General features: G+C 68.0%; 25 protein-coding genes. 13 read left to right on the top strand and 12 right to left on the bottom strand.

Translation table 11 applies throughout. From position 1 onward, the window contains the following. Positions 1–4: 4 nt before the first annotated feature. On the bottom strand, positions 5–745 hold the full coding sequence (gene aat / locus ACPVPU_RS06545) for a leucyl/phenylalanyl-tRNA--protein transferase (RefSeq protein WP_448660435.1): 741 nt from the start codon (positions 743–745) through the stop codon (positions 5–7). Between the two features lie 151 nt (positions 746–896). Further along, entirely contained in the window at positions 897–1,640 is a 744-nt protein-coding gene (locus tag ACPVPU_RS06550) for a Bax inhibitor-1/YccA family protein (RefSeq protein WP_448660163.1), read from the bottom strand. Between the two features lie 119 nt (positions 1,641–1,759). Here ACPVPU_RS06550 and thpR point away from each other — a divergent pair, with 119 nt between their 5' ends. After that, entirely contained in the window at positions 1,760–2,296 is a 537-nt protein-coding gene (gene thpR / locus ACPVPU_RS06555) for an RNA 2',3'-cyclic phosphodiesterase (RefSeq protein ID WP_448660164.1), read from the top strand. A 4-nt stretch (positions 2,297–2,300) separates the two neighbouring features. Here thpR and ACPVPU_RS06560 read toward each other — a convergent pair whose 3' ends face one another. Continuing rightward, a complete protein-coding gene (locus tag ACPVPU_RS06560; protein ID WP_448660165.1) occupies positions 2,301–2,681 on the bottom strand; it encodes a PaaI family thioesterase in 381 nt (126 codons plus the stop codon). Further along, the gene (locus tag ACPVPU_RS06565) at positions 2,678–3,118 is read right to left on the bottom strand and encodes a PaaI family thioesterase (protein ID WP_448660166.1); all 441 of its coding nucleotides are present in this window, start codon (positions 3,116–3,118) and stop codon (positions 2,678–2,680) included. Before ACPVPU_RS06565 ends, ACPVPU_RS06560 begins: the two co-directional genes overlap by 4 nt. A gap of 124 nt (positions 3,119–3,242) precedes the next feature. On the opposite strand from ACPVPU_RS06565, the gene ACPVPU_RS06570 reads away from it, so the two are divergent. From ACPVPU_RS06570 to ACPVPU_RS06585, 4 genes are read left to right on the top strand one after another with little or no spacing between them, the layout of a single operon-like run. After that, complete coding sequence (locus ACPVPU_RS06570; protein WP_448660167.1) at positions 3,243–3,401, top strand: hypothetical protein; 159 nt, start codon at positions 3,243–3,245, stop codon at positions 3,399–3,401. Positions 3,402–3,406: 5 nt separating this feature from the next. Next, positions 3,407–4,330 (top strand): hypothetical protein, encoded by a 924-nt coding sequence (locus ACPVPU_RS06575; protein ID WP_448660168.1) that lies wholly within the window; start codon positions 3,407–3,409, stop codon positions 4,328–4,330. Further along, positions 4,321–5,268 carry a transposase gene (locus tag ACPVPU_RS06580; RefSeq protein ID WP_448660169.1) on the top strand — a complete coding sequence of 316 codons (948 nt, stop codon included), beginning with the start codon at positions 4,321–4,323 and terminating at the stop codon, positions 5,266–5,268. The genes ACPVPU_RS06575 and ACPVPU_RS06580 overlap by 10 nt, the downstream gene beginning before the upstream one ends. Before the next feature lie 10 nt (positions 5,269–5,278). Next, positions 5,279–5,944, top strand: a complete 666-nt coding sequence (locus ACPVPU_RS06585; protein WP_448660170.1) for a winged helix-turn-helix domain-containing protein — start codon at positions 5,279–5,281, stop codon at positions 5,942–5,944. On the opposite strand, the gene ACPVPU_RS06590 is transcribed toward ACPVPU_RS06585, so the two are convergent. Next, positions 5,928–6,467: a hypothetical protein gene (locus ACPVPU_RS06590; RefSeq protein WP_448660171.1), complete on the bottom strand. Its 540-nt coding sequence runs from the start codon at positions 6,465–6,467 to the stop codon at positions 5,928–5,930. The genes ACPVPU_RS06585 and ACPVPU_RS06590 overlap by 17 nt on opposite strands. A 113-nt stretch (positions 6,468–6,580) precedes the next feature. Here ACPVPU_RS06590 and ACPVPU_RS06595 point away from each other — a divergent pair, with 113 nt between their 5' ends. After that, positions 6,581–7,366 carry a crotonase/enoyl-CoA hydratase family protein gene (locus tag ACPVPU_RS06595; protein ID WP_448660172.1) on the top strand — a complete coding sequence of 262 codons (786 nt, stop codon included), beginning with the start codon at positions 6,581–6,583 and terminating at the stop codon, positions 7,364–7,366. 4 nt (positions 7,367–7,370) lie between these two features. Here the strand turns inward: ACPVPU_RS06595 and mscL are convergent, their stop codons facing one another. After that, entirely contained in the window at positions 7,371–7,835 is a 465-nt protein-coding gene (gene mscL / locus ACPVPU_RS06600; protein WP_448660173.1) for a large conductance mechanosensitive channel protein MscL, read from the bottom strand. 84 nt (positions 7,836–7,919) lie between these two features. Here mscL and ACPVPU_RS06605 point away from each other — a divergent pair, with 84 nt between their 5' ends. The 6 genes from ACPVPU_RS06605 to ACPVPU_RS06630 all read left to right on the top strand — a co-directional run bounded on the left by ACPVPU_RS06605 (position 7,920) and on the right by ACPVPU_RS06630 (position 11,365). Beyond that, positions 7,920–8,510, top strand: a complete 591-nt coding sequence (locus tag ACPVPU_RS06605) for a LemA family protein (RefSeq protein ID WP_448660174.1) — start codon at positions 7,920–7,922, stop codon at positions 8,508–8,510. Then, entirely contained in the window at positions 8,507–9,073 is a 567-nt protein-coding gene (locus ACPVPU_RS06610; protein ID WP_448660175.1) for a TPM domain-containing protein, read from the top strand. Before ACPVPU_RS06605 ends, ACPVPU_RS06610 begins: the two co-directional genes overlap by 4 nt. Then, positions 9,070–9,891: a TPM domain-containing protein gene (locus ACPVPU_RS06615; RefSeq protein ID WP_448660176.1), complete on the top strand. Its 822-nt coding sequence runs from the start codon at positions 9,070–9,072 to the stop codon at positions 9,889–9,891. The genes ACPVPU_RS06610 and ACPVPU_RS06615 overlap by 4 nt, the downstream gene beginning before the upstream one ends. Next, positions 9,885–10,571, top strand: a complete 687-nt coding sequence (locus ACPVPU_RS06620) for a TPM domain-containing protein (RefSeq protein WP_448660177.1) — start codon at positions 9,885–9,887, stop codon at positions 10,569–10,571. Before ACPVPU_RS06615 ends, ACPVPU_RS06620 begins: the two co-directional genes overlap by 7 nt. Further along, on the top strand, positions 10,568–11,098 hold the full coding sequence (locus tag ACPVPU_RS06625) for an NUDIX hydrolase (RefSeq protein ID WP_448660178.1): 531 nt from the start codon (positions 10,568–10,570) through the stop codon (positions 11,096–11,098). The genes ACPVPU_RS06620 and ACPVPU_RS06625 overlap by 4 nt, the downstream gene beginning before the upstream one ends. A 72-nt stretch (positions 11,099–11,170) precedes the next feature. Beyond that, positions 11,171–11,365, top strand: a complete 195-nt coding sequence (locus ACPVPU_RS06630; protein ID WP_448660179.1) for a hypothetical protein — start codon at positions 11,171–11,173, stop codon at positions 11,363–11,365. A gap of 140 nt (positions 11,366–11,505) precedes the next feature. Here the strand turns inward: ACPVPU_RS06630 and ACPVPU_RS06635 are convergent, their stop codons facing one another. The 6 genes from ACPVPU_RS06635 to ACPVPU_RS06660 all read right to left on the bottom strand — a co-directional run bounded on the left by ACPVPU_RS06635 (position 11,506) and on the right by ACPVPU_RS06660 (position 18,530). Then, positions 11,506–11,787 (bottom strand): ETC complex I subunit, encoded by a 282-nt coding sequence (locus ACPVPU_RS06635; protein WP_448660180.1) that lies wholly within the window; start codon positions 11,785–11,787, stop codon positions 11,506–11,508. A 71-nt stretch (positions 11,788–11,858) separates the two neighbouring features. After that, positions 11,859–14,405 carry an ATP-dependent helicase HrpB gene (hrpB, locus tag ACPVPU_RS06640; RefSeq protein ID WP_448660181.1) on the bottom strand — a complete coding sequence of 849 codons (2,547 nt, stop codon included), beginning with the start codon at positions 14,403–14,405 and terminating at the stop codon, positions 11,859–11,861. Positions 14,406–14,490: 85 nt separating this feature from the next. Continuing rightward, a complete protein-coding gene (locus ACPVPU_RS06645) occupies positions 14,491–15,039 on the bottom strand; it encodes a CarD family transcriptional regulator (RefSeq protein ID WP_448660182.1) in 549 nt (182 codons plus the stop codon). A gap of 279 nt (positions 15,040–15,318) precedes the next feature. Further along, entirely contained in the window at positions 15,319–15,660 is a 342-nt protein-coding gene (gene fdxA, locus ACPVPU_RS06650) for a ferredoxin FdxA (RefSeq protein ID WP_448660183.1), read from the bottom strand. Between the two features lie 37 nt (positions 15,661–15,697). Beyond that, positions 15,698–16,009, bottom strand: a complete 312-nt coding sequence (locus ACPVPU_RS06655) for an RNA-binding S4 domain-containing protein (protein ID WP_448660184.1) — start codon at positions 16,007–16,009, stop codon at positions 15,698–15,700. Continuing rightward, positions 16,002–18,530 (bottom strand): helicase-related protein, encoded by a 2,529-nt coding sequence (locus tag ACPVPU_RS06660; protein ID WP_448660185.1) that lies wholly within the window; start codon positions 18,528–18,530, stop codon positions 16,002–16,004. The genes ACPVPU_RS06655 and ACPVPU_RS06660 overlap by 8 nt, the downstream gene beginning before the upstream one ends. Before the next feature lie 225 nt (positions 18,531–18,755). On the opposite strand from ACPVPU_RS06660, the gene ACPVPU_RS06665 reads away from it, so the two are divergent. Next, entirely contained in the window at positions 18,756–20,243 is a 1,488-nt protein-coding gene (locus ACPVPU_RS06665; RefSeq protein ID WP_448660186.1) for a M23 family metallopeptidase, read from the top strand. Positions 20,244–20,250: the final 7 nt, after the last annotated feature.

The following is a 20,250-nucleotide window of genomic DNA, read 5'->3' on the forward strand; positions in this document are numbered from 1 at the left end:
CGATTTATGACGTCTGGCCCAAAAGCTGTGCGATGACCCTGCCCGGGGCCGAAGCGCCCGCCACGCCCAAGGGCGGCGAGAGCCGGTCGAGCGCCCCGAAATCGGCCGACACCGACACGGGCGACGATGCCCCGGGCGATGGGGCCCCGGCACCCGCGCCCAGCCCGTCGGACAATGCGGCAGCCAGCAATCCGGAATAGCGCGCGCGGGGGATTTCCACCGCACCCATGCTGGCCAGATGATCCGTCTGAAACTGGCAATCGAGCAGGGTGAACCCGCCGATCCGCAATCGCGCGACCAGCCAGGCCAGTGCCACTTTCGACGCGTCCGTCGCGCGGCTGACCATGCTTTCGCCGAAAAAGGCGCGGCCAAGGGCCAGTCCATAGAGCCCGCCGACCAACCGGTCGTCCGCGTCCCAGACCTCGACCGAATGGGCATGGCCCAGCGCATGCAGTTGCAGGAAACAGCGTTCGATGGTGCCGTTGATCCACGTATCCGGCCGGTCGGGCGCGGCGGCGGCGCACAGGCCGATGATCCCGGCGAAATCCCGGTCGGCGGTGACGCGAAATCGATCGCTGACGATCCGCTTCCTGAGCGAGCGTGACAGGATGAAGCCATCCAGCGGCAGGATCCCACGCCATTTCGGCTCCACCCAGTAAATGGCGGGTGCATCGCGGTGGTCCGCCATCGGGAACACCCCCATGGCATAGGCACGCAGCACCACCAACGGATCCAGGTCGATCATCGCGGTCACGCCCGACAGGCTGCTACAGGTGGGTCCGGGGCGCAAGCTGGGGATGGCCCCTTCGGGCCACCGTAAGCCGCAGGCGCCGGACCCAAGAAAAAGGCCCGGCGGTCGTCCCGCCGGGCCTTTCGCATTGCGACTTGTCCGATCCTTACTCGCGGCTGCCGAACAGGCGAAGGATGAACAGGAACATGTTGATGAAATCCAGATACAGGTTCAGCGCGCCCATGATGACGACCTTGCCCTGCATCTCCGTTCCCGCGACGTGGAAGTAGATGCTCTTGATCTTCTGCGTGTCATAGGCGGTGAGGCCAGCAAAGATCAGCACGCCGGCGATCGACACGATCAGGCTGAGCACGCTCGACTGCACGAAGATGTTGATCAGGCTGGCGACGATGATGCCGACCAGGCCGACGATCAGGAAGGTGCCGAAAGCCGACAGATCCTTCTTCGTGGTGTAGCCCCAGAGGCTCAAAGCCGCGAAGCCGGCCGCGGTGGCGAAGAACGCGCCGGCGATCGACGTGCCGGTATAGGTCAGGAAGATCGTCGACAGCGACAGGCCCATCAGGACGGCGAAGCCCCAGTAGAGCGCCTGCAGCGTGCCGGTGCTCATCCGGTTCTGGCCGAAGCTCATCGCGAACACGATCGCCAGCGGCGACAGCGCGATGATCCAGGCGAGCGGACCGCCGCCAGCCATGATCGCGTATGCGGGCGAGCTTTCGCCGCCCCACGAAAACAGCAGCGCGACGATGCCGGTGAGCAGCACGCCCGACGTCATGTAGTTATAGACGGACAGCATGTACGACCGCAGCCCGGCATCAAATGCGGCCGAGCGCGTATCGACGCCCGACCCATAGGGCGCCGCTGTGGTGCGGGGGTCAGACCAGTTTGCCATAATCCCAAAAACTCCTTGCCCGGCATAAGGCCGGTTATCGACAATATCGGACGTCCGGCCGCCGACTTCAAGCAAAACCGGTCGCATCGCGCCGTGTGATGCGATAGCCAACGCCTATCATGCATCGGCTGTTCCTTGCCCTTCGTCCGCCGCGCGCCATGCGCGTGCAGCTGCTGTCGCTGATGCACGGCATTCAGGGTGCGCGGTGGCAGGATGACGACCAGCTTCACCTGACGCTGCGCTATATCGGCGAGGTGCCGGGCGACATGGCGGAGGATGTGGCGCTGGCCATGGGTCAGGTGCACGGTCCGCCGATCCGGCTGGCCCTGTCCGGCGTCGGGCAGTTCGCCACGCGGGGGCGGGCCAATGCCGTCTGGGCCGGCGTGGCACCGCACGAGCCGCTGGCCCGGCTGCACCGCAAGATCGATCAGGCGCTGATCCGGATCGGATTGCCGGCAGAAGGTCGTGCCTATCTGCCGCACATCACGCTGGCCCGGCTGAATGCGTCGAGCGGGCCGGTCGACGGGTTCATGGCGGCCAATGCCGGGCTGTCCGGGCCGGAGGAAGCGATCGGCGATTTCCGGCTGTATGAAAGCCGGCTGGGCGGCGAAGGCGCGATCTATGACATGATCGCGCGCTATCCGCTGGTGGGATGACCGATCAGTCGCCCAGCCGATAGTTCATCCGGGCAGCGGCGATGGGCTGGCTGCGGTCGTCCTGCCACGCAATCGCCTCGACATTCGCGATGCGGCTGCCCAGCCGGGTGACGATGCCGACCGCATGGGTCGGCTTGTCCCGCCCGCCGCGCATGAAATCGACGGTCACGTTGATCTGCTTGGCGCGGCTGTCCGCGTCGCCCAGCGCGTGACGCAGGGCCACGACGGCGGCGATTTCCAGCAATCCGCCGATTGCGCCGCCATGCAGGAATCCGGGCCGCCCGAGCACATGATCGGCAAAGGGCAGGATCAGTTGCGGCGGGCCGTTCGCGTCGCCGGGCACCAGTTGGACGCCCAGGGTTTCGGCATAGGGGGGCAGGATCATGACGGCATGTCCAGAAGCATGAAGGTGCCGGCGACATGGGCGATCGGGTCGGCCGCATCGCCGTCATGCGCCTGTCCCCGGACGAAGGCGACGGACCGGCTGAGCCGGTAACATTCGCCGCGACCGATCACGGTCGCACCGGGCCGGGCGCCGCGCAGATAGTCGATCCGCATGTCCAGCGTCGCTTGCGGTGCGAACACGCCGCGTTTCATCCAGACCGAGATCGCGGTTGCCATGTCCATCAGCGTCAGGATCGCGCCCGATGCGATGACGCCCGTTTCCGGATCGCCCACCAGTTCGGCGCGCCAGGGCAGGGTCAGTTCGCACCAGTCAGCGCCGTGGCCGCCATAGCCGACACCCAGATGACTGCCATGCCCGCCGACACGCGCTTCGAAAAAGCGGGCGGGATCGAACACGAAGCGGGGCGCGCTGGTCATGCCCGCCCCCCTAGCCAGCCGCGCGGCGTCCGGCAACCAAGGGGAAGGTTACACCATTGTAACTGACGCTTTGCGGCGATCCGCGCCTAGGCTCGTGACCCTGAGACAGGAAAGGGGAACGGTCATGTCGGACGGATGGATCGCACGGTTGGAGGATATTGCCGAGCTGGCGACGGACATCGCGTGCCAGGGGGCGATTGCGGCGATGCAGGTGCTGAACGATCAGGTGTTCGAACAGACGGTTTCGATCACCGCGCTGATCTATGAAATGGGCCCGCGCTGAGTGCCATGCGGGCGAGCATCCTGACCGCGCGAACCGGCAGTGCGGCCTTTGCCCAAGGCTGGGCCGACCGGGCGGAGGTCCGGTCCGTCACCGACCGGTTCGATGCCCTTGGCAAGGATGTGGACCAGGCCATTGCCGCCGCACGGTCGATCCTGTCCGATCCGGGACTGGTCGATCGGCTGATCGCAGCGCCACTGGCCGCGCTGGCAGGGGACCCTTTCTTTGACCCGCCATTTCGCGTGAGCCGGGACGCCGTCCGGCTGACCGCGATCCTGATCGAGCACCCCGCCGCCCGGTTGAGCATAACCGTGCTGGATGCCGCAGCGGTGCGCGCGATGGGCTTTCCCGACCGGTTCGTCATTCCGGGCCGCGTGTCGGTCAGCCGCCATGTGCAAGCCGAAGGCGTGATCCTGCATCGCTGGCGGACCGAGGCCGCAACCGAAGATTTCCGGCTGGACCACGCACCCGGATGTCGCCGTCTGGCGCCGGAACGGCTGGAGGCAGGTGCCATCACCGTTCAGGACGGGCGGATCGAGGGTCAGATCCTGTGGCCCGGCGCCGCCGATACGATGGCGGTGACCATCACGCTGGCGACCCCGGCCGCGCCGCTGGTGCGCGAGGGCGATGTTGAAACGGGCCGGATCAGGCGGGCGGCAGCGCCGACCGTGGCGGCATCCCGACGGACGATGTTGCTGCGGCTGGTGCGCGAACTGGGCAGGACGGATGCGGACCCGGTGTTCGACGCCGCATCGCGCGATCCCGCATTCTACCTGAGGTGGCATGCGATGCGCGAATGGCTGATGCTGGGCGGCGCTGCGGCAGGGCGGCGGCTGACCGAACTGGCGGCAGACGATCCGCATCCCGACGTCCGGGCGGCGGCGAACGCCACCCTGGTTGCGATCACCCGGCGAAACGCGCCGTGCCCCTGATCCTGGATCCCGGCACCGATGGCCCGATCGACCTGGCCGAGCTGATCGAGGCGCTTGGCGCGGCGCGGATCGATGTCCGGGACGAGTCGGCGTTCGCAACGCTTGGCCCGACGCTGGCGCGGCTGGGGCGCAACAGGCACTTTCTGGGCGATCTGGCAATCGACGAATTGAAGCGTCGGCACCGAAGCGATCCCGCCGCTGGCTATGGCCCGCAGGTGATGCTGCTGGCGCCGCCCGACGGCCGGTTCGTCGTGCGCGCCAATCTGTGGCCGGCGCGGGAGGATCAGGCGCTGCGGTCGAGCGGGGAGGCGGCGTTCGTGTACGGCCTGCCGCACGATCACAATTTCTCGTTCCTGACCTATGGCTATCTGGGGCCGGGATATTGGAGCGATTATTACCGGTTCGATCCTGATGCCGTGACGGGCGTCCCAGGCGATGACGCCGGCCTGCGGTTCGAGGCGCGCGCCCGGCTGAAGCCCGGGCAGCTGATGCTGTACCGCATGCAGCGGGACGTTCATTCGCAGTGGCCGCCCGATGCCTTTTCCGTATCGCTGAACATTCTGGGCGTGGATGCCGAACAGGCGTGGATCAATCAGCACCGGTTCGACCTGGCGTCCAATCGCATCGCCGCCGTCCTGACCCTCAGCCCGTCGGAGGCGCTGTTGCGCATCGCCGCGATGCTGGGCGGCGATGGGGTGGACCTGGCCCAGCACTTTGCCGTGCATCACCCCCACCCCCGGATGCGGGCGGCCGCCATCGCGGCCCTGGCCGGTACTGCCGAAAGCCCGGATGCGGCCTTCGCCGTGCTGACCCGGGGCAGCGGCGATCCCGACCGGTTCGTCGCTGGTATGGCACGCGTCGCGCTTGGCCGGTTCGACGCGAACGATCATATCCGTTCCGGAGCCGATCGCCCGCACCGGGGAACCGAGCTGGATTAGGCTCGCCGACATGGCACGCGTCCTGATCGACCGGGGCATTGACGGGATGGAGGCGCTGGCGGCCGGACTGGCCCGGCGCGGCCATCACCTGACCGGGATCGAAAGCTGGGCGGACGCGGCGGGCGACGGCGACCTGTTGCTGCTCAGCTGGGAGCCCGGGAAACAGGGGGCGGCAATGCGGCTGGACGCGGTCCGCGAACTGGGATGGGGTGGCCCGGTCCTGCTGATGGTTGCGGGCGGCCATGCCGGCGACATTGCCGATGCCATCGATGCCGGCGCAGCGGATGCCGTGCCCGTCGATGCCGACGGCCGCGAGATCGCCGCCCGGGCCGCCGCCGTGTTGCGCGCGCCACCGCCGATGGTGATCGGGCTGGGCACGCTGCGCATCGACCAGATCAACCGGGCGGCCACCCGCGACGGTCGCCCGCTGGACCTGTTGCCGCGCGAATATGCATTGTTGCTGCACCTGGCCCGACATGCAGGACAGTGCATCGAGCGGACGGCGTTGCTGGCGCAGGTATGGGGCCTGCGCTTCGATCCCGGCACGAACGTCGTCGCGGTCCATATATCGCGGCTGCGCGCGAAGCTGGACCGCGGCTTCGATCCCCCGATGCTGGTGACTGAAAAGGGGCGCGGATACCGGCTGGTCGCGCCGGCCCCTATTGCTCCAGCTTGATTTCAGCGGCGTAGAAATAGGGGATGGCATCCGGAGTCGCGTTCTGAATCCAGAAACCGTCGATCATCCGGTTGCCGGCCCCCAGCGCGTCTAGCGGCACGACCACTTTCGTCCAGCCATTTGCGGTCAGGGTAACCGAATGCCCTGCCTCGTCGATCGGCTTGTTATCGGCGATAGCGACGATCTTGATCTTCTGGCCACCGACGCTGCGCCCGTGCAGCAGCATCGAGATACCGCGATAGGGGGTAGTGTCGAATGGGTCATGGTGCAGGTACAGCGCCTGCCATCCCGCCTGAGGGTCGACCAGGATCGGGCGGCGGGTGCTGCCGTTCAGCTCGACGCTGAGTTCGGTCTTGGCCCAGCTCCAGTTCTGCCATCCATCGCCAAGCGCCGTGCCATAGATGTCGGCGACACCGGTCGCCGGTGCCGGCTGCGGTGCCGGAGCCGCCGCCTGCTGCCCCGAGGCGGGCGCCGCCGCCGAGAGCATGGCCAGCGATGATACGATGACGATTTGCCTGATCATGTGCGATATCCCCCCGTTCGTTCGTGCGCCGGTAATCCCGGCTTGCCGCCGCAACATGCGCCGCGCTAGCGATGTTCGCAAGAGCCGCCAGGGGCTTGGGAAAGGATGCCGAAATGGCCGAAGACCGGGTGACGGTGACGATGCGCGACGGGGTGGCCGATGTGCGGTTGAACCGGCCGGAAAAGCTGAACGCGCTCGACCCGGCAATGATGGATGCGCTGATCGCGGTCGTCGATCGGCTGGTGGTCGAGCCGGGGTTGCGGGCGGTCGTCCTGTCGGGCGAGGGGCGCGGCTTTTGCGCAGGGCTGGACATGGCCAGCATGGCGGCGATGGGCAGCGACCTGGGCCTGTCGGCGCGGACGAGCGGCATCGCCAACCGGTTCCAGCAGATGGCCTGGGGCTGGCGGACGCTGCCGGTGCCGGTGATCGCGGCGGCGCACGGCATGGCGCTGGGCGGCGGGCTGCAGATCCTGTCTGGCGCGGACATTCGCGTCTGTGCGCCGCAGACGCGCTTTTCCATCCTGGAGATGAAATGGGGCATCGTGCCGGACATGGGAGGTTTTGCCCTGTGGCGCGGGTTGATCCGCGACGATGTGCTGCGCGAGCTGATCTATACCGCGCGGGAATTCGATACGGCGGAAGCGAGCGGCTGGGGCTTTGCCAGCCATGTGTCCGACGATCCGCACGGCGATGCATTGGCGCTGGCGCGCGAGATTGCGGGACGCAGCCCGCACGCGGTGCGCGCCGCCAAGCGGCTGGCCAATGCGATGCACGATGCGGATGCCCCGGCGCTGTTGATGGCCGAAAGCCGGGAACAGGCGGCGCTGATCGGATCGCCCAACCAGATGGAGGCGGTGTCGGCCGGGCTGACGCGGCGCAGCCCGACCTTTACCGATTGACCATTCAGACGCCGGGGCGCTGCTTGCGCAGTTCCTCCAGAATGTCGCGCAGCAGCACGATGTCCGCCGGATCGGCGGCGGGCGGGGCCGCAGCCTCCACCTTTTCGCGTTCGGCCGCCGCCACCACCCTGTTCACCATGCGGACGAACAGAAAGATGATGAAGGCCAGGATCAGGAAATTGATGCCGACGGTGATGAACTGGCCATAGCCGAACAGGGGGACGCCCGCCGCTTTCAGCGCGGCATAATTGGTAGGCGAACCGGTATAGGTTTCGGGAATGTCGCCGAGGCGGATGAAATAGCTGGAAAAATCGAACCCGCCGAAAATCCAGCCGACCACCGGCATGATCAGGTCGTCCGTCAGCGATTTGGTGATGGTGGCGAATGCCCCGCCGATGATGACGCCGACCGCCAGATCGATGACATTGCCGCGTGCGATAAACGTCCGAAATTCGCTCATCATTCCCATTCACGTTCCCCCGTTTTGCGATTTTGCTTCAACGCACCGTATCGCTCCGCTAATACGGTCCCGCTTATGGTGGAGGAGGATGGAATGCGGTTCAAGGCGGTGATTGCCCTTATTGCGGCGGGGATGCTGTCGGCTTGCGGGCTGAACAGCGTGCCGACGGCAGAGGAAAACGCAAAGGCGCGCTGGGCCGATGTCGAGAGCGAATATCAGCGCCGCGCCGACCTGATCCCCAATCTGGTCAATACCGTGAAGGGGTTTGCCGCGCAGGAGGAACGCGTCCTGACCGAGGTGACGCAGGCGCGGGCGCGGGCGACCGGCGTCAACGTCAGTGCCGACGACCTGACCGATCCGGCCAAGGTCGCACAGTTCGAAGCGGCGCAGGGTGCGCTGAGCGCGTCGCTCGGCCGGTTGCTGGTCGTGACCGAGAATTACCCGACCCTGACTTCCAACGAGAATTTCCGCGCGCTGCAGAACGAGCTGGCGACGACGGAAAACCAGATCAATATCGCGCGGCGCGACTATAACAGCGCGGTCCAGAGCTATAACACCACCATCCGCACCTTTCCCGACGCGATCGGGGCGAAGGTGTTTTACGGGTCGAAGCCGATGGCGACGTTCAAGGCGACCACGCCGGGTGCCGAAGCTGCGCCCACGGTGAATTTCGACGCCAAGTGATCCGTCACGCCGCCCTTGCCATCCTGATCGGCATCGCCCTGCTGGTACCGACGCGCAGCGGCATGGCTGCGGCGGCGGATAGCTGTGAAGAGCAGGGCTTGGCTCTATTGCAGCAGTACAGCTTGGTCAGCGATACCGAGCCATTGGTGCTTCCCCCGCTGTCCGGCTGGGTGGTGGATGAAGCTGAGTTGCTCGATCCGGAGCGCGAAGCTAGCCTGACCACAGGATTGGCAGCGCTGGAGGCCGACGGGGGTCATCAGCTAGTCGTCGTGACGCTCGCTTCGCTTGCAGGCCGGACGATCGAAGAATGGGGTCTGCGGCTCGGCAATGGCTGGGGTATCGGGCGCGAAGATCATGACGATGGCGTCCTGCTGATCGTCGCGCCGAATGAGCGCCGGGTGCGGATCGAGGTCGGTTGCGGGCTGGAGCGTGCGATGACCGATGCCGAGGCGAAGCGGATCATTGATGATGCGATCGTTCCCGCCTTTGATAACGGCGACTATCCAGCGGGCATCCTGGCCGGCGCCGCTGCCATCATCGCTGAGATTGGAGCGGACGAGTGATCCGGCAGCTTTTGTTCCTCTGGCTGCTGGCGCTGGCGATGCCGGCGACGGCACAGGATTTCCCCAAGCGCACGACCCAGCCGGTGGTCGATGCGGCGAACATCATTCCCGATGATCAGGAAGCGGCGCTGGCTGCCGAGCTGGACCGGTTTGAGGAAGAGAAAGGCCAGCAGTTCGTCGTTGCCACCATCCCCGACCTGCAGGGCTATTCGATCGAGGATTACGGATACCGGCTGGGCCGAGAATGGGGGATTGGCCGGGAAGAGGTGAATGACGGCGTCATCCTGATCGTTGCGCCCAATGAGCGGAAGGTGCGGATCGAGGTTGGTTACGGCCTGACCCCGGTGCTGACCGCCGGGCTGTCGGGCGCGATCATCGGCGATGTCATCACGCCGCGGTTCAAGGACGGCGACTTGCCCGGCGGCATCCGCGCCGGGGCCGATGCGATCCTTGAGCAGCTGCGCCTGCCCGCCCCGCAGGCGGAGGCGCGGGCCAAGCGCATCCTGGGCGACAGGGCGGAGAAGAAGAAGCGCAAGGCCGGCATCTTCGGGTTGGTGATGCTGGTCTTCTGGCTGATGGTCATCGCGTTGATCGTCGTGCCGCTGATCTTTGGCCGGGCGAAGGGCAAGAAATATCGCGGGCGCCGACGCGGCGGCGCCGGGCCGGTTATCATCTGGGGGCCGGGCTGGGGTGGCGGCAGCGGCGGATCGTCCTGGGGCGGCGGCGGCGGCGGTGGTGGCGGCGGCTGGGGCGGCGGTGGCGGCTTTTCCGGCGGCGGCGGGTCGTTCGGCGGCGGCGGCGCATCGGGGGGATGGTGATGGGTCCGATCCTGAACGAGGCGGATCACGCCCGGGTTACTGCGGCCGTCGCGGCGGCGGAGGCCGGGACCGATGCCGAGATCGTGACGATCGTCGCGCGGCGGTCCGATGCCTATCACGACGTGGCGCTATATTATGCGGCGGCGGCGATGCTGCTGGTGCTGGGCGCGCTGGTGGTGGTGCCCGGCGTGCTGCCGGCCAAGCTGGACTGGCTGGCCGGTGGATGGAACAGCGAGGCGGTCGATCCGCGCACGATCCTGGCGGCGCTGCTGGTCGGGCAGGCGGCGGCGTTCTTCCTCGTCCAATTCGCATTGATGCGGGCCGGGCTGCGCGCGCGCCTCGCCCCGCTGCCGGTGCGGTCGCGGCGGGTGCGGCGGCGCGCGATCGAATATTTCCGGGCAAGCGCCGAAAAGCGGACCGTCGCGCGGGTCGGCATCCTGATTTACCTGTCGCTGGACGAGCATCGGGCTGAGATCGTCGCCGATGCCGCGATCACCCCGCACGTCACCCCGGAATGCTGGGGCGATGCGATGGAAGTGCTGATCGACGCGGTGAAGGACGGGCGCATAGCCGATGGCATGGCCGGGGCGGTGGCCGAAGTCGGCACCGTGCTCGCCCGGAATGTGCCCAAGACCGAGGGCGACCGGAATGAACTGCCCGATCGGCTGATCGAACTTTGAGCGTTCCCGATCACGACGCGCCCATCGAGACGATGTGGGAGGGGCGCTTCATCGTCGCCAAGCGGCAGGGGCGGTGGGAATATGTCGGACGGGCAAGGGGCATCCGGGCGGCCGTGATCCTGGCGGTCGAGGACGGGCACGTCCTGCTGGTCGAGCAATACCGCGTGCCGCTGGGGCGGCGCTGCCTGGAGCTGCCTGCGGGGCTGATCGGCGACGAGACGGAAGGCGAGGATGCGCTGGAGAGTGCCGCGCGCGAGCTGGAGGAGGAAACCGGCTGGCGGCCCGCGCGGGTCGAATCGCTGGGGGAATTCCATTCCTCGCCAGGCATGGTGTCGGAAAGCTTCACGCTGGTGCGGGCGAGTGGCCTGACCCGCGTGTCCGATGGCGGCGGCGTCGCGGGGGAGGGGATCACGCCCTATCGCGTACCGCTGGATGAGCTGGCGGCGTTCGTTGCCGAGCAACGGGCGGCGGGGGCGGCGGTGGACGTGAAGCTGTTGCTGCTGCTTGGCCAGCATCTGCTGGGCTGAGCGCAGGTAGCTGGCGTCCGGAACAGATTAGCGGGCTTGGTTGATACGGGGGGGAACGTTGTGACGGGACCGTTGAACATCATCGCGTCGAGCGTCGGCGTGCTGTTTTTCAGCTGGCTTGCCATTCAAACCATTCGAACCGGCATGATCGCCGGCAATTCCGCCTGGTATCCCAGGCGCGACGAACGCCCGGTGCAATTCTGGTTTGTCGTGGCGCTGCTTGTGTTGATGGCTGTTGCCAATGGCGTGCGCCTGGCGGACGGATGAATGCGGGGCCGCGTCCTTCGGCTGGCTCGGGACGAGCGGGATCGGGACGGGCGACGGTCCGCCTTAGCGGGCGCGGGGGCCGGTGTCGGTCAGGTCAGAGCGGCGATCCTGTTAGCCGCGTGGCTCCCGTGTAGGACAGCTTATTTGAAATTGTCGGCGTACGCCTGAAGCTTGAGGGTCTTTTCCGGGGCGGGGATGACGCGGGCGGGGATGCCGTAGCGGTCGGCATAGGCCTGGGCCGCCGCCAGATCGGGGAAGGTCAGCTTGACCTGGGTCTGGGTGTTGCCGGAGCCTGCCCAGCCGGTCAGCGGATCGGGACGCTGCGCCTCGGCAGGTTCGAATTCCAGCACCCAGTTGTCCGTGCGCGCGCGGCCGGACTGCATCGCGTTTTTCGGGCGCTGATAGATGCGGGCGGTGGGCATTGGGTGTTCCTGACTGACGGTTCGTGCTGGCGATGACCTAAGGAAAGTGTGGCGGTTCGACAAGCGGTGGATCATCCGCCGCGCCGCCGGGCATCGGCATTTTTCGTGCGCAGGGTGGCGGATGCGCTGGCCGGATCGTCGGGCCAGGGGTGGCGCGGATAGCGGCCGCGCATTTCCTTTGCCACTGCGGCCCAGCTTCCTGCCCAGAAGCCGGGCAGGTCGCGCGTCGTCTGAATGGGGCGACCGGCGGGAGAAGTGAGGCTAAGCACCAGCGGCACGCGCCCGCCGCCGATCATGGGATGGGTGGCGAGGCCGAACAGCGCCTGTGGCCGGCATTCGACGCGCGGGCCGCCCTCTGCGGCGTAGTCGATGGCGTGGCTGGACCCCGCGGGGGTTTCCAGGCGGGCGGGGGCGAGGCGGTTGATCTCCTGAAGCCCGTCCCAGCCGAGCAGCCCCTCCAGCACGCCGGTCAGCGCGCCGGGCGATACCGCGTCCAGCCGCCTTTTGCCGGTGAGCAGGGGCGGCAGCCAGTCATCCAGGGTCGCCAGCAGCGTCGCATCGTCGATGGCGACGGCATGGCCGCCCTGTTCGGCGGCAAAGCGCGCCCGTTGACGCAGCGCCTGGGCGGTATCGGGCCAGGGGAGCAGGTCGAGGCCATGCTGGCGGACGCCGCCGAGCAAAGCGGCGGCGATGGCGTCGGCGGGGACATCGCTGTCCGGGCCGGACGACAGGCGGAGCGCGCCGAGGCGGCGCTGGCGGGTCGTGCTGATGCCTCCGGTCGCCGGATCGAAGCGGACGTCGCGGACGGTTTCGATGCGGTCGCCGTAAAGCTGTTCGATCATTTGCAGGTCGATCGCTGCGGCGGACAGGATGCGCGCACCCGACGCCGATCCCTGGGTTTCCCCCACGGCCAGCCATTCGCTTCCCGCCAGCGAGGATGTCGGGTCCAGCCGGAAGCCGCGACCCCCGACACTGGCCCAGTGTTCGCCGGTGGCATCGCGGCGGCGGGCGATGCGATCGGGGAAGGCGAGGGCGAGGGGGAGGGCGGTGCCCTCTAGCCCCTCCCCTTTAGGCGAGGGGTTGGGGTGGGGTCTATCCGCTGGCGGGATTGCTTGCGGCGACGCCCCGCCCCCGGCCCCTCCCCTGAAGGGGAGGGGGGCTTTTAGGGTCGCCCATCTGGCTGCGAGTTTGCGTCCTGCCTCCGCTCTTGGCCCCCGCTCCGTGCGCCAGCGGCGCAGGCGAAGGTCGAGATCGGGGTCGGTGCCGCCAAGGCCGCGTTCGGAGAGCAGCACCGCCACCTCCGCCGCGCGTTCGGCAAGGCCGAGTTCGCCCGCAGCGATCAGCATGTGCGACAGGCGGGGACTGAGCGGCAGTCGGGCGATGGCGTGACCGTGCGGCGTCGGACGGCCATCTGAATCGAGGGCGCCGAGCGCGTTCAGCCGCGCCCGCGCCTCTGCCACGCCCGCGTCCGGCGGCGGATCGAGCCAGGCGAGGGTGCGCGGATCGGTGACGCCCCAGATGGCGCAGTCGAGCAGGAGCTGGCTCAGATCCGCCTCCAGGATTTCGGGCGGGTCATAGGGCGGCATTCCAGCGGTGGCCGCCGCTTCCCACAGGCGATAGGCGACCCCCGGTCCCTGGCGCGCGGCGCGGCCGGCGCGCTGGGTGGCGGCGGCTTGGCTGGCGCGTTCGGTGACGAGGCGGGTCATGCCCGCGGCACGATCGTAGCGCGGGCGGCGGGCGAGGCCGCTGTCGACGACGATACGGATGCCGTCGAGGGTCAGCGAGGTTTCGGCGATGCTGGTGGCCAGCACGAGTTTTCGCAGGCCGTCGGGTTCGGCGGCGATTGCCGCGCGCTGATCGCGGGGATCGACCTGGCCGTGCAGGCGGTGCAGGCGAACGCCGGGCAGGTCGCCCAGCCGGTCCGCCGTCCGCTCGATCTCTGCCACGCCGGGCAGGAATGCGAGCAGGCCGCCCTCTGTCTCTGCCAGCGCGCGGCGAATCGCGGCGGCCATGCTGTCCTCGATCCGCGCCTCTGCTGCGCGGCCGAGATGGACGAGATCGAGCGGAAAGCTGCGCCCTTCCGACCGGATGACCGGCGCATCGCCGAGCATGGCCGCATAGCGCGCCCCATCCAGCGTGGCGGACATCGGCACGATCCGCAGGTCCGGCCGGAACGCGGCCTGCGCATCCAATGCCAGCGCCAGCGCGAAATCGCTGTCCAGACTGCGCTCATGCACTTCGTCGAACAGCACGGCGGAGACCCCCGCCAGTTCGGGGTCCGATTGAATGCGGCGGACGAAAATGCCCTCCGTCACCACGGTCACCCGGGTGGCGGCGGATCGTTTGCTGTCCATGCGCGTGGCATAGCCATAGGTGCGGCCGACCGGTTCCCCGGCCAGCGCGGCCATCCGTTCGGCCGCCGCGCGGGCGGCGATGCGGCGGGGGGAGAGCAGGATGACCTCGCCCGTGCACCAGTGCTGGTCCAGCAGGGCAGGGGCAACCGCCGTCGTCTTGCCCGCACCCGGCGGCGCGACCAGCACGGCGTTCGGCCCGGCATCGAGCGCGGCGATCAGATCGGGCAGGACGGCGTGAATGGGCAGCATGGCGTGGCTGTTCATGCGGCAGGAACCGACCGGCGGGCAATGAAAAGGGGGCCGCCCGTTGCCGGACCGCCCCCATTCCCGGATCGCGCGCCGATGCCCGTCAGGCTGCGGCCGCTTCCCTGTCTTCCTTGTCCTTGTTGTAGATCGCGGCAGACGCCTTCAGGATCTCGATCAGCTTCTTGAGCGCGGTCGGCTCGTCCACCTGTTCCATCGCGGCAAGTTCGCGGGCCAGGCGGCTGGCGGCCGCTTCGAAGATCTGCCGTTCGGAATAGCTCTGTTCCGGCTGATCGTCGGCACGGTACAGGTCGCGGACCACTTCGGCGATCGAGACGAGATCGCCCGAGTTGATCTTTGCCTCATATTCCTGGGCGCGCCTGGACCACATGGTCCGCTTGACCTTGGGCTTGCCCTTCAGCGTATCCAGTGCCTCGCGCAGCGTCTTGTCGCTGGACAGCTTGCGCATGCCGACGCTTTCCGCCTTGTTGGTCGGAACGCGCAGGGTCATTTTCTCTTTTTCAAAGCGCAGGACGTACAGCTCGAGCTGCATTCCCGCAATTTCCTGCTTCTGGAGTTCGATCACACGGCCAACGCCATGCTTGGGGTAAACGACATAATCGCCGACATCGAAGGACAGCGCCTTGGCAGCCATGTAGGAGGAACCTTTCCGTGAACTCTCGCCCCAGGGGGTTGCACGAACAGAACCGGCCCGCTAACCGGGCTGAGCTGGTGCGACCGGGGCATTATTGTCAACGTCTCCGCGGCGGCGGATGCTCGAATCCGCCGTCTGACCGCTATGTAACACGACAGACACAGAAATGCCAGCGTGGCGCGCGCATCGCTGCACATTTATCCTGTTTGGCACGCGGAATAGGCCCATCCGCGCCCGATGCGGATGGGCTGACGACGGCAATGCCCCGGATGCGGCGGATCAGTCGCCCTCGCCCGGTTCCGGCGAGAAATACTTGTCGAACTTGCCTTCTTCGCCCTTATGCTCATCGGCATCGGCGGGGGTCTGGCCGGCATTGTTGGTGACGTTGGGCCACTGCGCCGAATAGGTCGCGTTCAGCTCCAGCCATTGTTCCAGGCCGCTTTCGGTATCCGGCAGGATCGCTTCTGCCGGGCATTCGGGTTCGCACACGCCGCAATCGATGCATTCGTTCGGGTTGATGACCAGCATCACCTCACCCTCGTAGAAACAGTCCACCGGACAGACCTCGACGCAATCCATGTATTTGCATTTGATGCAGGCGTCGGTGACGACATAGGTCATTGGGGAATGCGCTCCGTTCGTGTGCTCCGGACTTCTGCTATGCGGGGGCGTCGGGCACGTCAACGGGGTTGGACGCGCCGGGGACCAGGTTTTCATAGCAGCCAAGCGCCTCTGCCGGCGGGCCGCGGCGATGGGGCAGCGCCACCACGCGCAACACCCGCACCCGGCCATGCAGGGGAAAGGCGATGATCGCACCGGGTCGGACGGCGGCATGGGCACGGTCGATCCGGCGCCCGTCGAGCCGCAGCAACCCGCCCTCGGCCAGCTGTTGCGCCAGGCTGCGCGATTTGGTGAGGCGGGCGAACCACAGGAAACGGTCGAGCCGCATGGATCCGCCGGATTCAGCCATGCGGCAGCAGATCGGCGAGCGCGGCAAAGGCATTGCCGGGGCGGGGCGGGGCCGTACGGTCGGCGGGGCGGGCCGGGCGTCGCGGCCGTCCATGCCACACCCATGCCGCAGCGTCGTCGGCCGCATCCGCCCCCTTCAGCCGTCGAAAGCCCAGCACGGCCATCAACCTGTCCTGCGATCCGGCATTCAGGCCGATCGCGGTCGCCAGCGGCAGCGCCGGACGAAAGGGTTCATCCCGACTGGCGGCGATGCGGGCGTCATGCACCCCGCGCGCCAGCCGTTCGATCAGGTCGATGCGCACCGCCTGATCCCCGATCCGGCGGAAACCGGGCGCGATTGCGCCGATCCCGTTCAGGACGGTCGCGCCCGGCGGCGGTGCCGGTGCAGGGTGGCCGCCAGCGACCGCCATCAGCGCCAGCCGCCAGCGCATCGCCATGGGCTTCAGCACGCGCGGGTCGAACAGGTCCAGGCTGCCGATGGTGATGCCTGCCCGGCGCAGCGCGTGGCGGGCCGGGCGGTCCAGCGCATCGAGCGCATCGCCAAGCGGTTCCCGGGGCGCGATGCCAAGGCCGCTCAACAAGGCGGCGGCGGTGACGCGGAGCGCCGGGCTTGCATCCTCCGCCTCGGCCAGCGCGGCCAGCGGGGCAAGCGGCGGCAAATGCCGGCCGAGCTGGGCCGCAAGCCACCGGTCGAGCCGCGCCTGCACCGCGTCGCGCTGGGCCGGGGGCAGGGCGGCGGCGGCACGGTCTAGCCGTACGCGGCTACGATGCATGGCCGGTCCCGGAGCCAGTGCGGCCACCGGGGTATCGGCCCAGGCAATCTGCGCCGGGCCGCCATCGGCTTCGATCAGGGCAAAGGCGTTGTCGGGCGCATCCGCCAGCCCCTGAGCGCGCCGCGCAAGCTCGCCCGCCAGCCGCTTTTCGGCGGCGGCCAGCAACATGCGCTTATCGGATGCCCGCGCCTCTGCCGCCACCTCGAACCGGAAACCGGTCAGCCGGCCCAGCGGTTCGCCCTCCACATTGACCGAGCCATCGGCGGCGACCTCGACCGGCAGGGACGCAGGGTCGGCCCCGATCTGGCGCAAGAGCACGCTCGTCCGACGGTCGACGAAACGCTGGGTCAGGCTGGCGTGGAGCGCGTCCGACAGGCGTTCCTCGATGGCGCGGGTGCGCTCTGCCCAATGGGTCGGGTTTTCCAGCCAGTCGGATCGGTGCGCGATATAGGCCCAGCTGCGCGCGGCAGCGATGCGGCCGGCAAGCGTTTCGACATCGCCGCCCATGCGGTCGAGCCGATCGATTTCCTGAGCGAACCAGTCCTGGGGCACATGGCCCTTGCCCTCCGACAAATGGCGGAACAGGCGGCCGACGAAGCGGGCATGGGGATCGGGACCGAGCTTGCGGAAATCGGGCAGGCCGCACGCCGCCCATAGCCGCCGGACCATGGCCGGATGCCGCGCCCGTTCGCGCACCCATTGTTCGCCCGCCAGCCGTTTGAGCACGGCCAGGTCGACGGCCTCTGGCGCGGCGCGCAGCACCGGGTCGGCCGGGCGGCGCTCCAGGCTGTCGATCAGCGCGTCGATGCCGGACAGGTCCAGCTGGCCGTTCCGCCAATACAGCCGTTCGAGCGGCGGCACGCGGTGTCCCTCAATCGCCAGCACTTCTTCCGGCTGGAACGCGTCCGGCCCCTGTTCATGCAATGCGCCGAACGTCCCGTCGCGCTGATGCCGTCCGGCGCGTCCGGCGATCTGGGCCATTTCGGCGATGGTCAGCCGGCGATGACGGCGGCCGTCGAATTTGTGCAGCGACGCAAAGGCGACATGGCCGACATCCATGTTCAGCCCCATGCCGATGGCGTCGGTGGCGACCAGATAATCGACCTCGCCCGCCTGGAACATCGCGACCTGGGCGTTGCGCGTGCTGGGGGACAGTGCGCCCATGACCACCGCCGCCCCGCCGCGCAGCCGCCTGAGCGCCTCTGCCACCGCATAGACCTCCTCTGCGCTGAACGCGACGATGGCGCTGCGCCGGGGCAGGCGGGACAATTTCTTCGCGCCGGCATAGCTGAGCGTCGAAAAGCGGGGGCGGGTGATGATCTCTGCATCGGGGACCAGTGCCCGGACCATGGGCCGAAGCGATTCCGAGCCCAGGATCATGGTTTCGTCGCGGCCTCGTGCACCCAGCAGCCGGTCGGTGAACACATGGCCGCGTTCGGGATCGGCACCCAGTTGCGCCTCGTCAATCGCGACGAAGCCCACTTCCCGGTCCGTCGGCATGGATTCGGCGGTGCACAGCAACCAGCGGGCATCGGGGGGCAGGATCTTTTCCTCGCCCGTGATCAGGCCGACCTGGTTCGCGCCCTTGATCCGGACGACGCGGTCATAGACTTCCCGCGCCAGCAGCCGCAGCGGAAAGCCGATCATGCCGCTGGAATGCCCGCACAACCGCTCGATCGCCAGATGCGTCTTGCCCGTGTTGGTCGGCCCCAGCACGGCAGTGACCGGTCGATGCGCGAACTGGGTCATGCCGGATAGATTGGCCATTGGGGACGCCGTGGCAACGGGCAATCGGTGATTAATCGTGTCGGACTGGCCATCCGGGCCGGATCGCCCCTGGGATCGCACGGTTCGTCGCACGGCGGCAGGGCCGGTCCACGGGTTAATTTGACTTTAGCACCTTTGCTGCACAGAAATCGCGTCGGCCCAGTCGTCGGAACGATCGACGGGCCATCGGGTCGGGGGTGCGGGTTTTTGTTCCTGCGGGGTGAACAGGACTGGACGGGCGGTAGCAGCGGCGCGCAGAGCGTCGCGGTGCCCGCGCTGCGCCTGCGTCGCGCGCGGTTGATCGATGCCCTGTCCGATCGCTTTCCGGATTTCGACCCCTTTCCAGATCTTGGTTCGCGGATCGGTACCGGCGAATGGTATCGCGGTGCCGCAACCTGTGCCGGGATGCTGGCGCTGGCATGGCTGTTGTCGCCGGGGTTCGAACGCCCGATCCTGGGCCGCGCGCCAGCCGCGCTGACCGGGTCCGCGCTGGATGAGGCGCGCAGCCAGGGGGTGACCGCCCTTGCGCTGGGCGCAAACAGCGGGGCGCGCATGGGCGCGACCGCCGCCGTGCGGCCGCTGGCTGACACCCCCGAACGGCCGATCATCGATGTCAGCGGCACGGTGGGGGGATCGTTCGAACGCTTCCTGACCCGATCCGGGGTCGCGCAGGACGAGGCGGCGTCCGTTGCGGCACTAGTCGGCGATGCCGTGCCGGTGGACAGCATCAATTCGGGCACGCGGATCGCGATGAAACTGGGTCGTCGCCCGGCAAAGGATGCCGCCCGGCCGCTGGAGGCGCTGTCCTTTCGCGCGCGGTTCGACCTGGCGCTGGAAGTCGCGCGGGGCGAGGGCGGGCTGACGCTGAAGCGGATTCCCATCGCCATCGACGATACGCCGCTGCGGATTCGCGGACGCGTCGGATCCAGCCTGTACCGTGCGGCACGTGCATCGGGTGCGCCGGCGCGCGCGGTCGAGGCGTATATCCGTGCGATGCGCGCCCGCCTGCCGATGTCGCGCATGGGTGCCGATGACGAATTCGACCTGATCGTCGAGCGCCAGCGTGCCGAAACCGGCGAGGAACGGCTGGGCAAGCTGCTCTATGCCGCCATCGACCAGGGCCGCCGCCAGATCCAGCTCGTCCGCTGGGAACAGGGTGGGCGGACCGAATGGTTCGATGCCAAGGGGATCGGCGAAAATCGCGGCGACATGGCACGGCCGGTACCGGGCGCCGTATCCAGCGGCTTCGGCGCGCGGTTCCACCCCGTCCTGCGCTATCGCCGCCAGCATAACGGCCTGGATTTCAAGGCGAGTTACGGCACCCCGATCCGCGCGGCATCCAGCGGCACCGTGGTCTATGCCGGCTGGCATGGCGGCCATGGCAAGTTCGTGAAGCTGGACCATCCCGGCAATCTGGCGACCGGCTATGCGCATATGAGCCGCATCGCCGTCAGCCCCGGTACCCGCGTCACCGCCGGTCAGGTGATCGGCTATGTCGGGTCGACCGGCCTGTCGACCGGCCCGCACCTGCATTACGAGGTCTATCGCGCCGGCCGCCCGATCAACCCGGCCAATTTCAAGTTCACGCTGCAGCAACAGCTGAGCGGGGCCGAGTTGCGGCAGTTCCGGTCGATGCTGGCGCGACTGATGGCGGTGCCGGCGGCCAATGGCAGCCGGACCGAGACGAAGCCCTGATCCCCGC

The sequence above is a fragment of the Sphingomonas paludis genome (assembly GCF_053502515.1).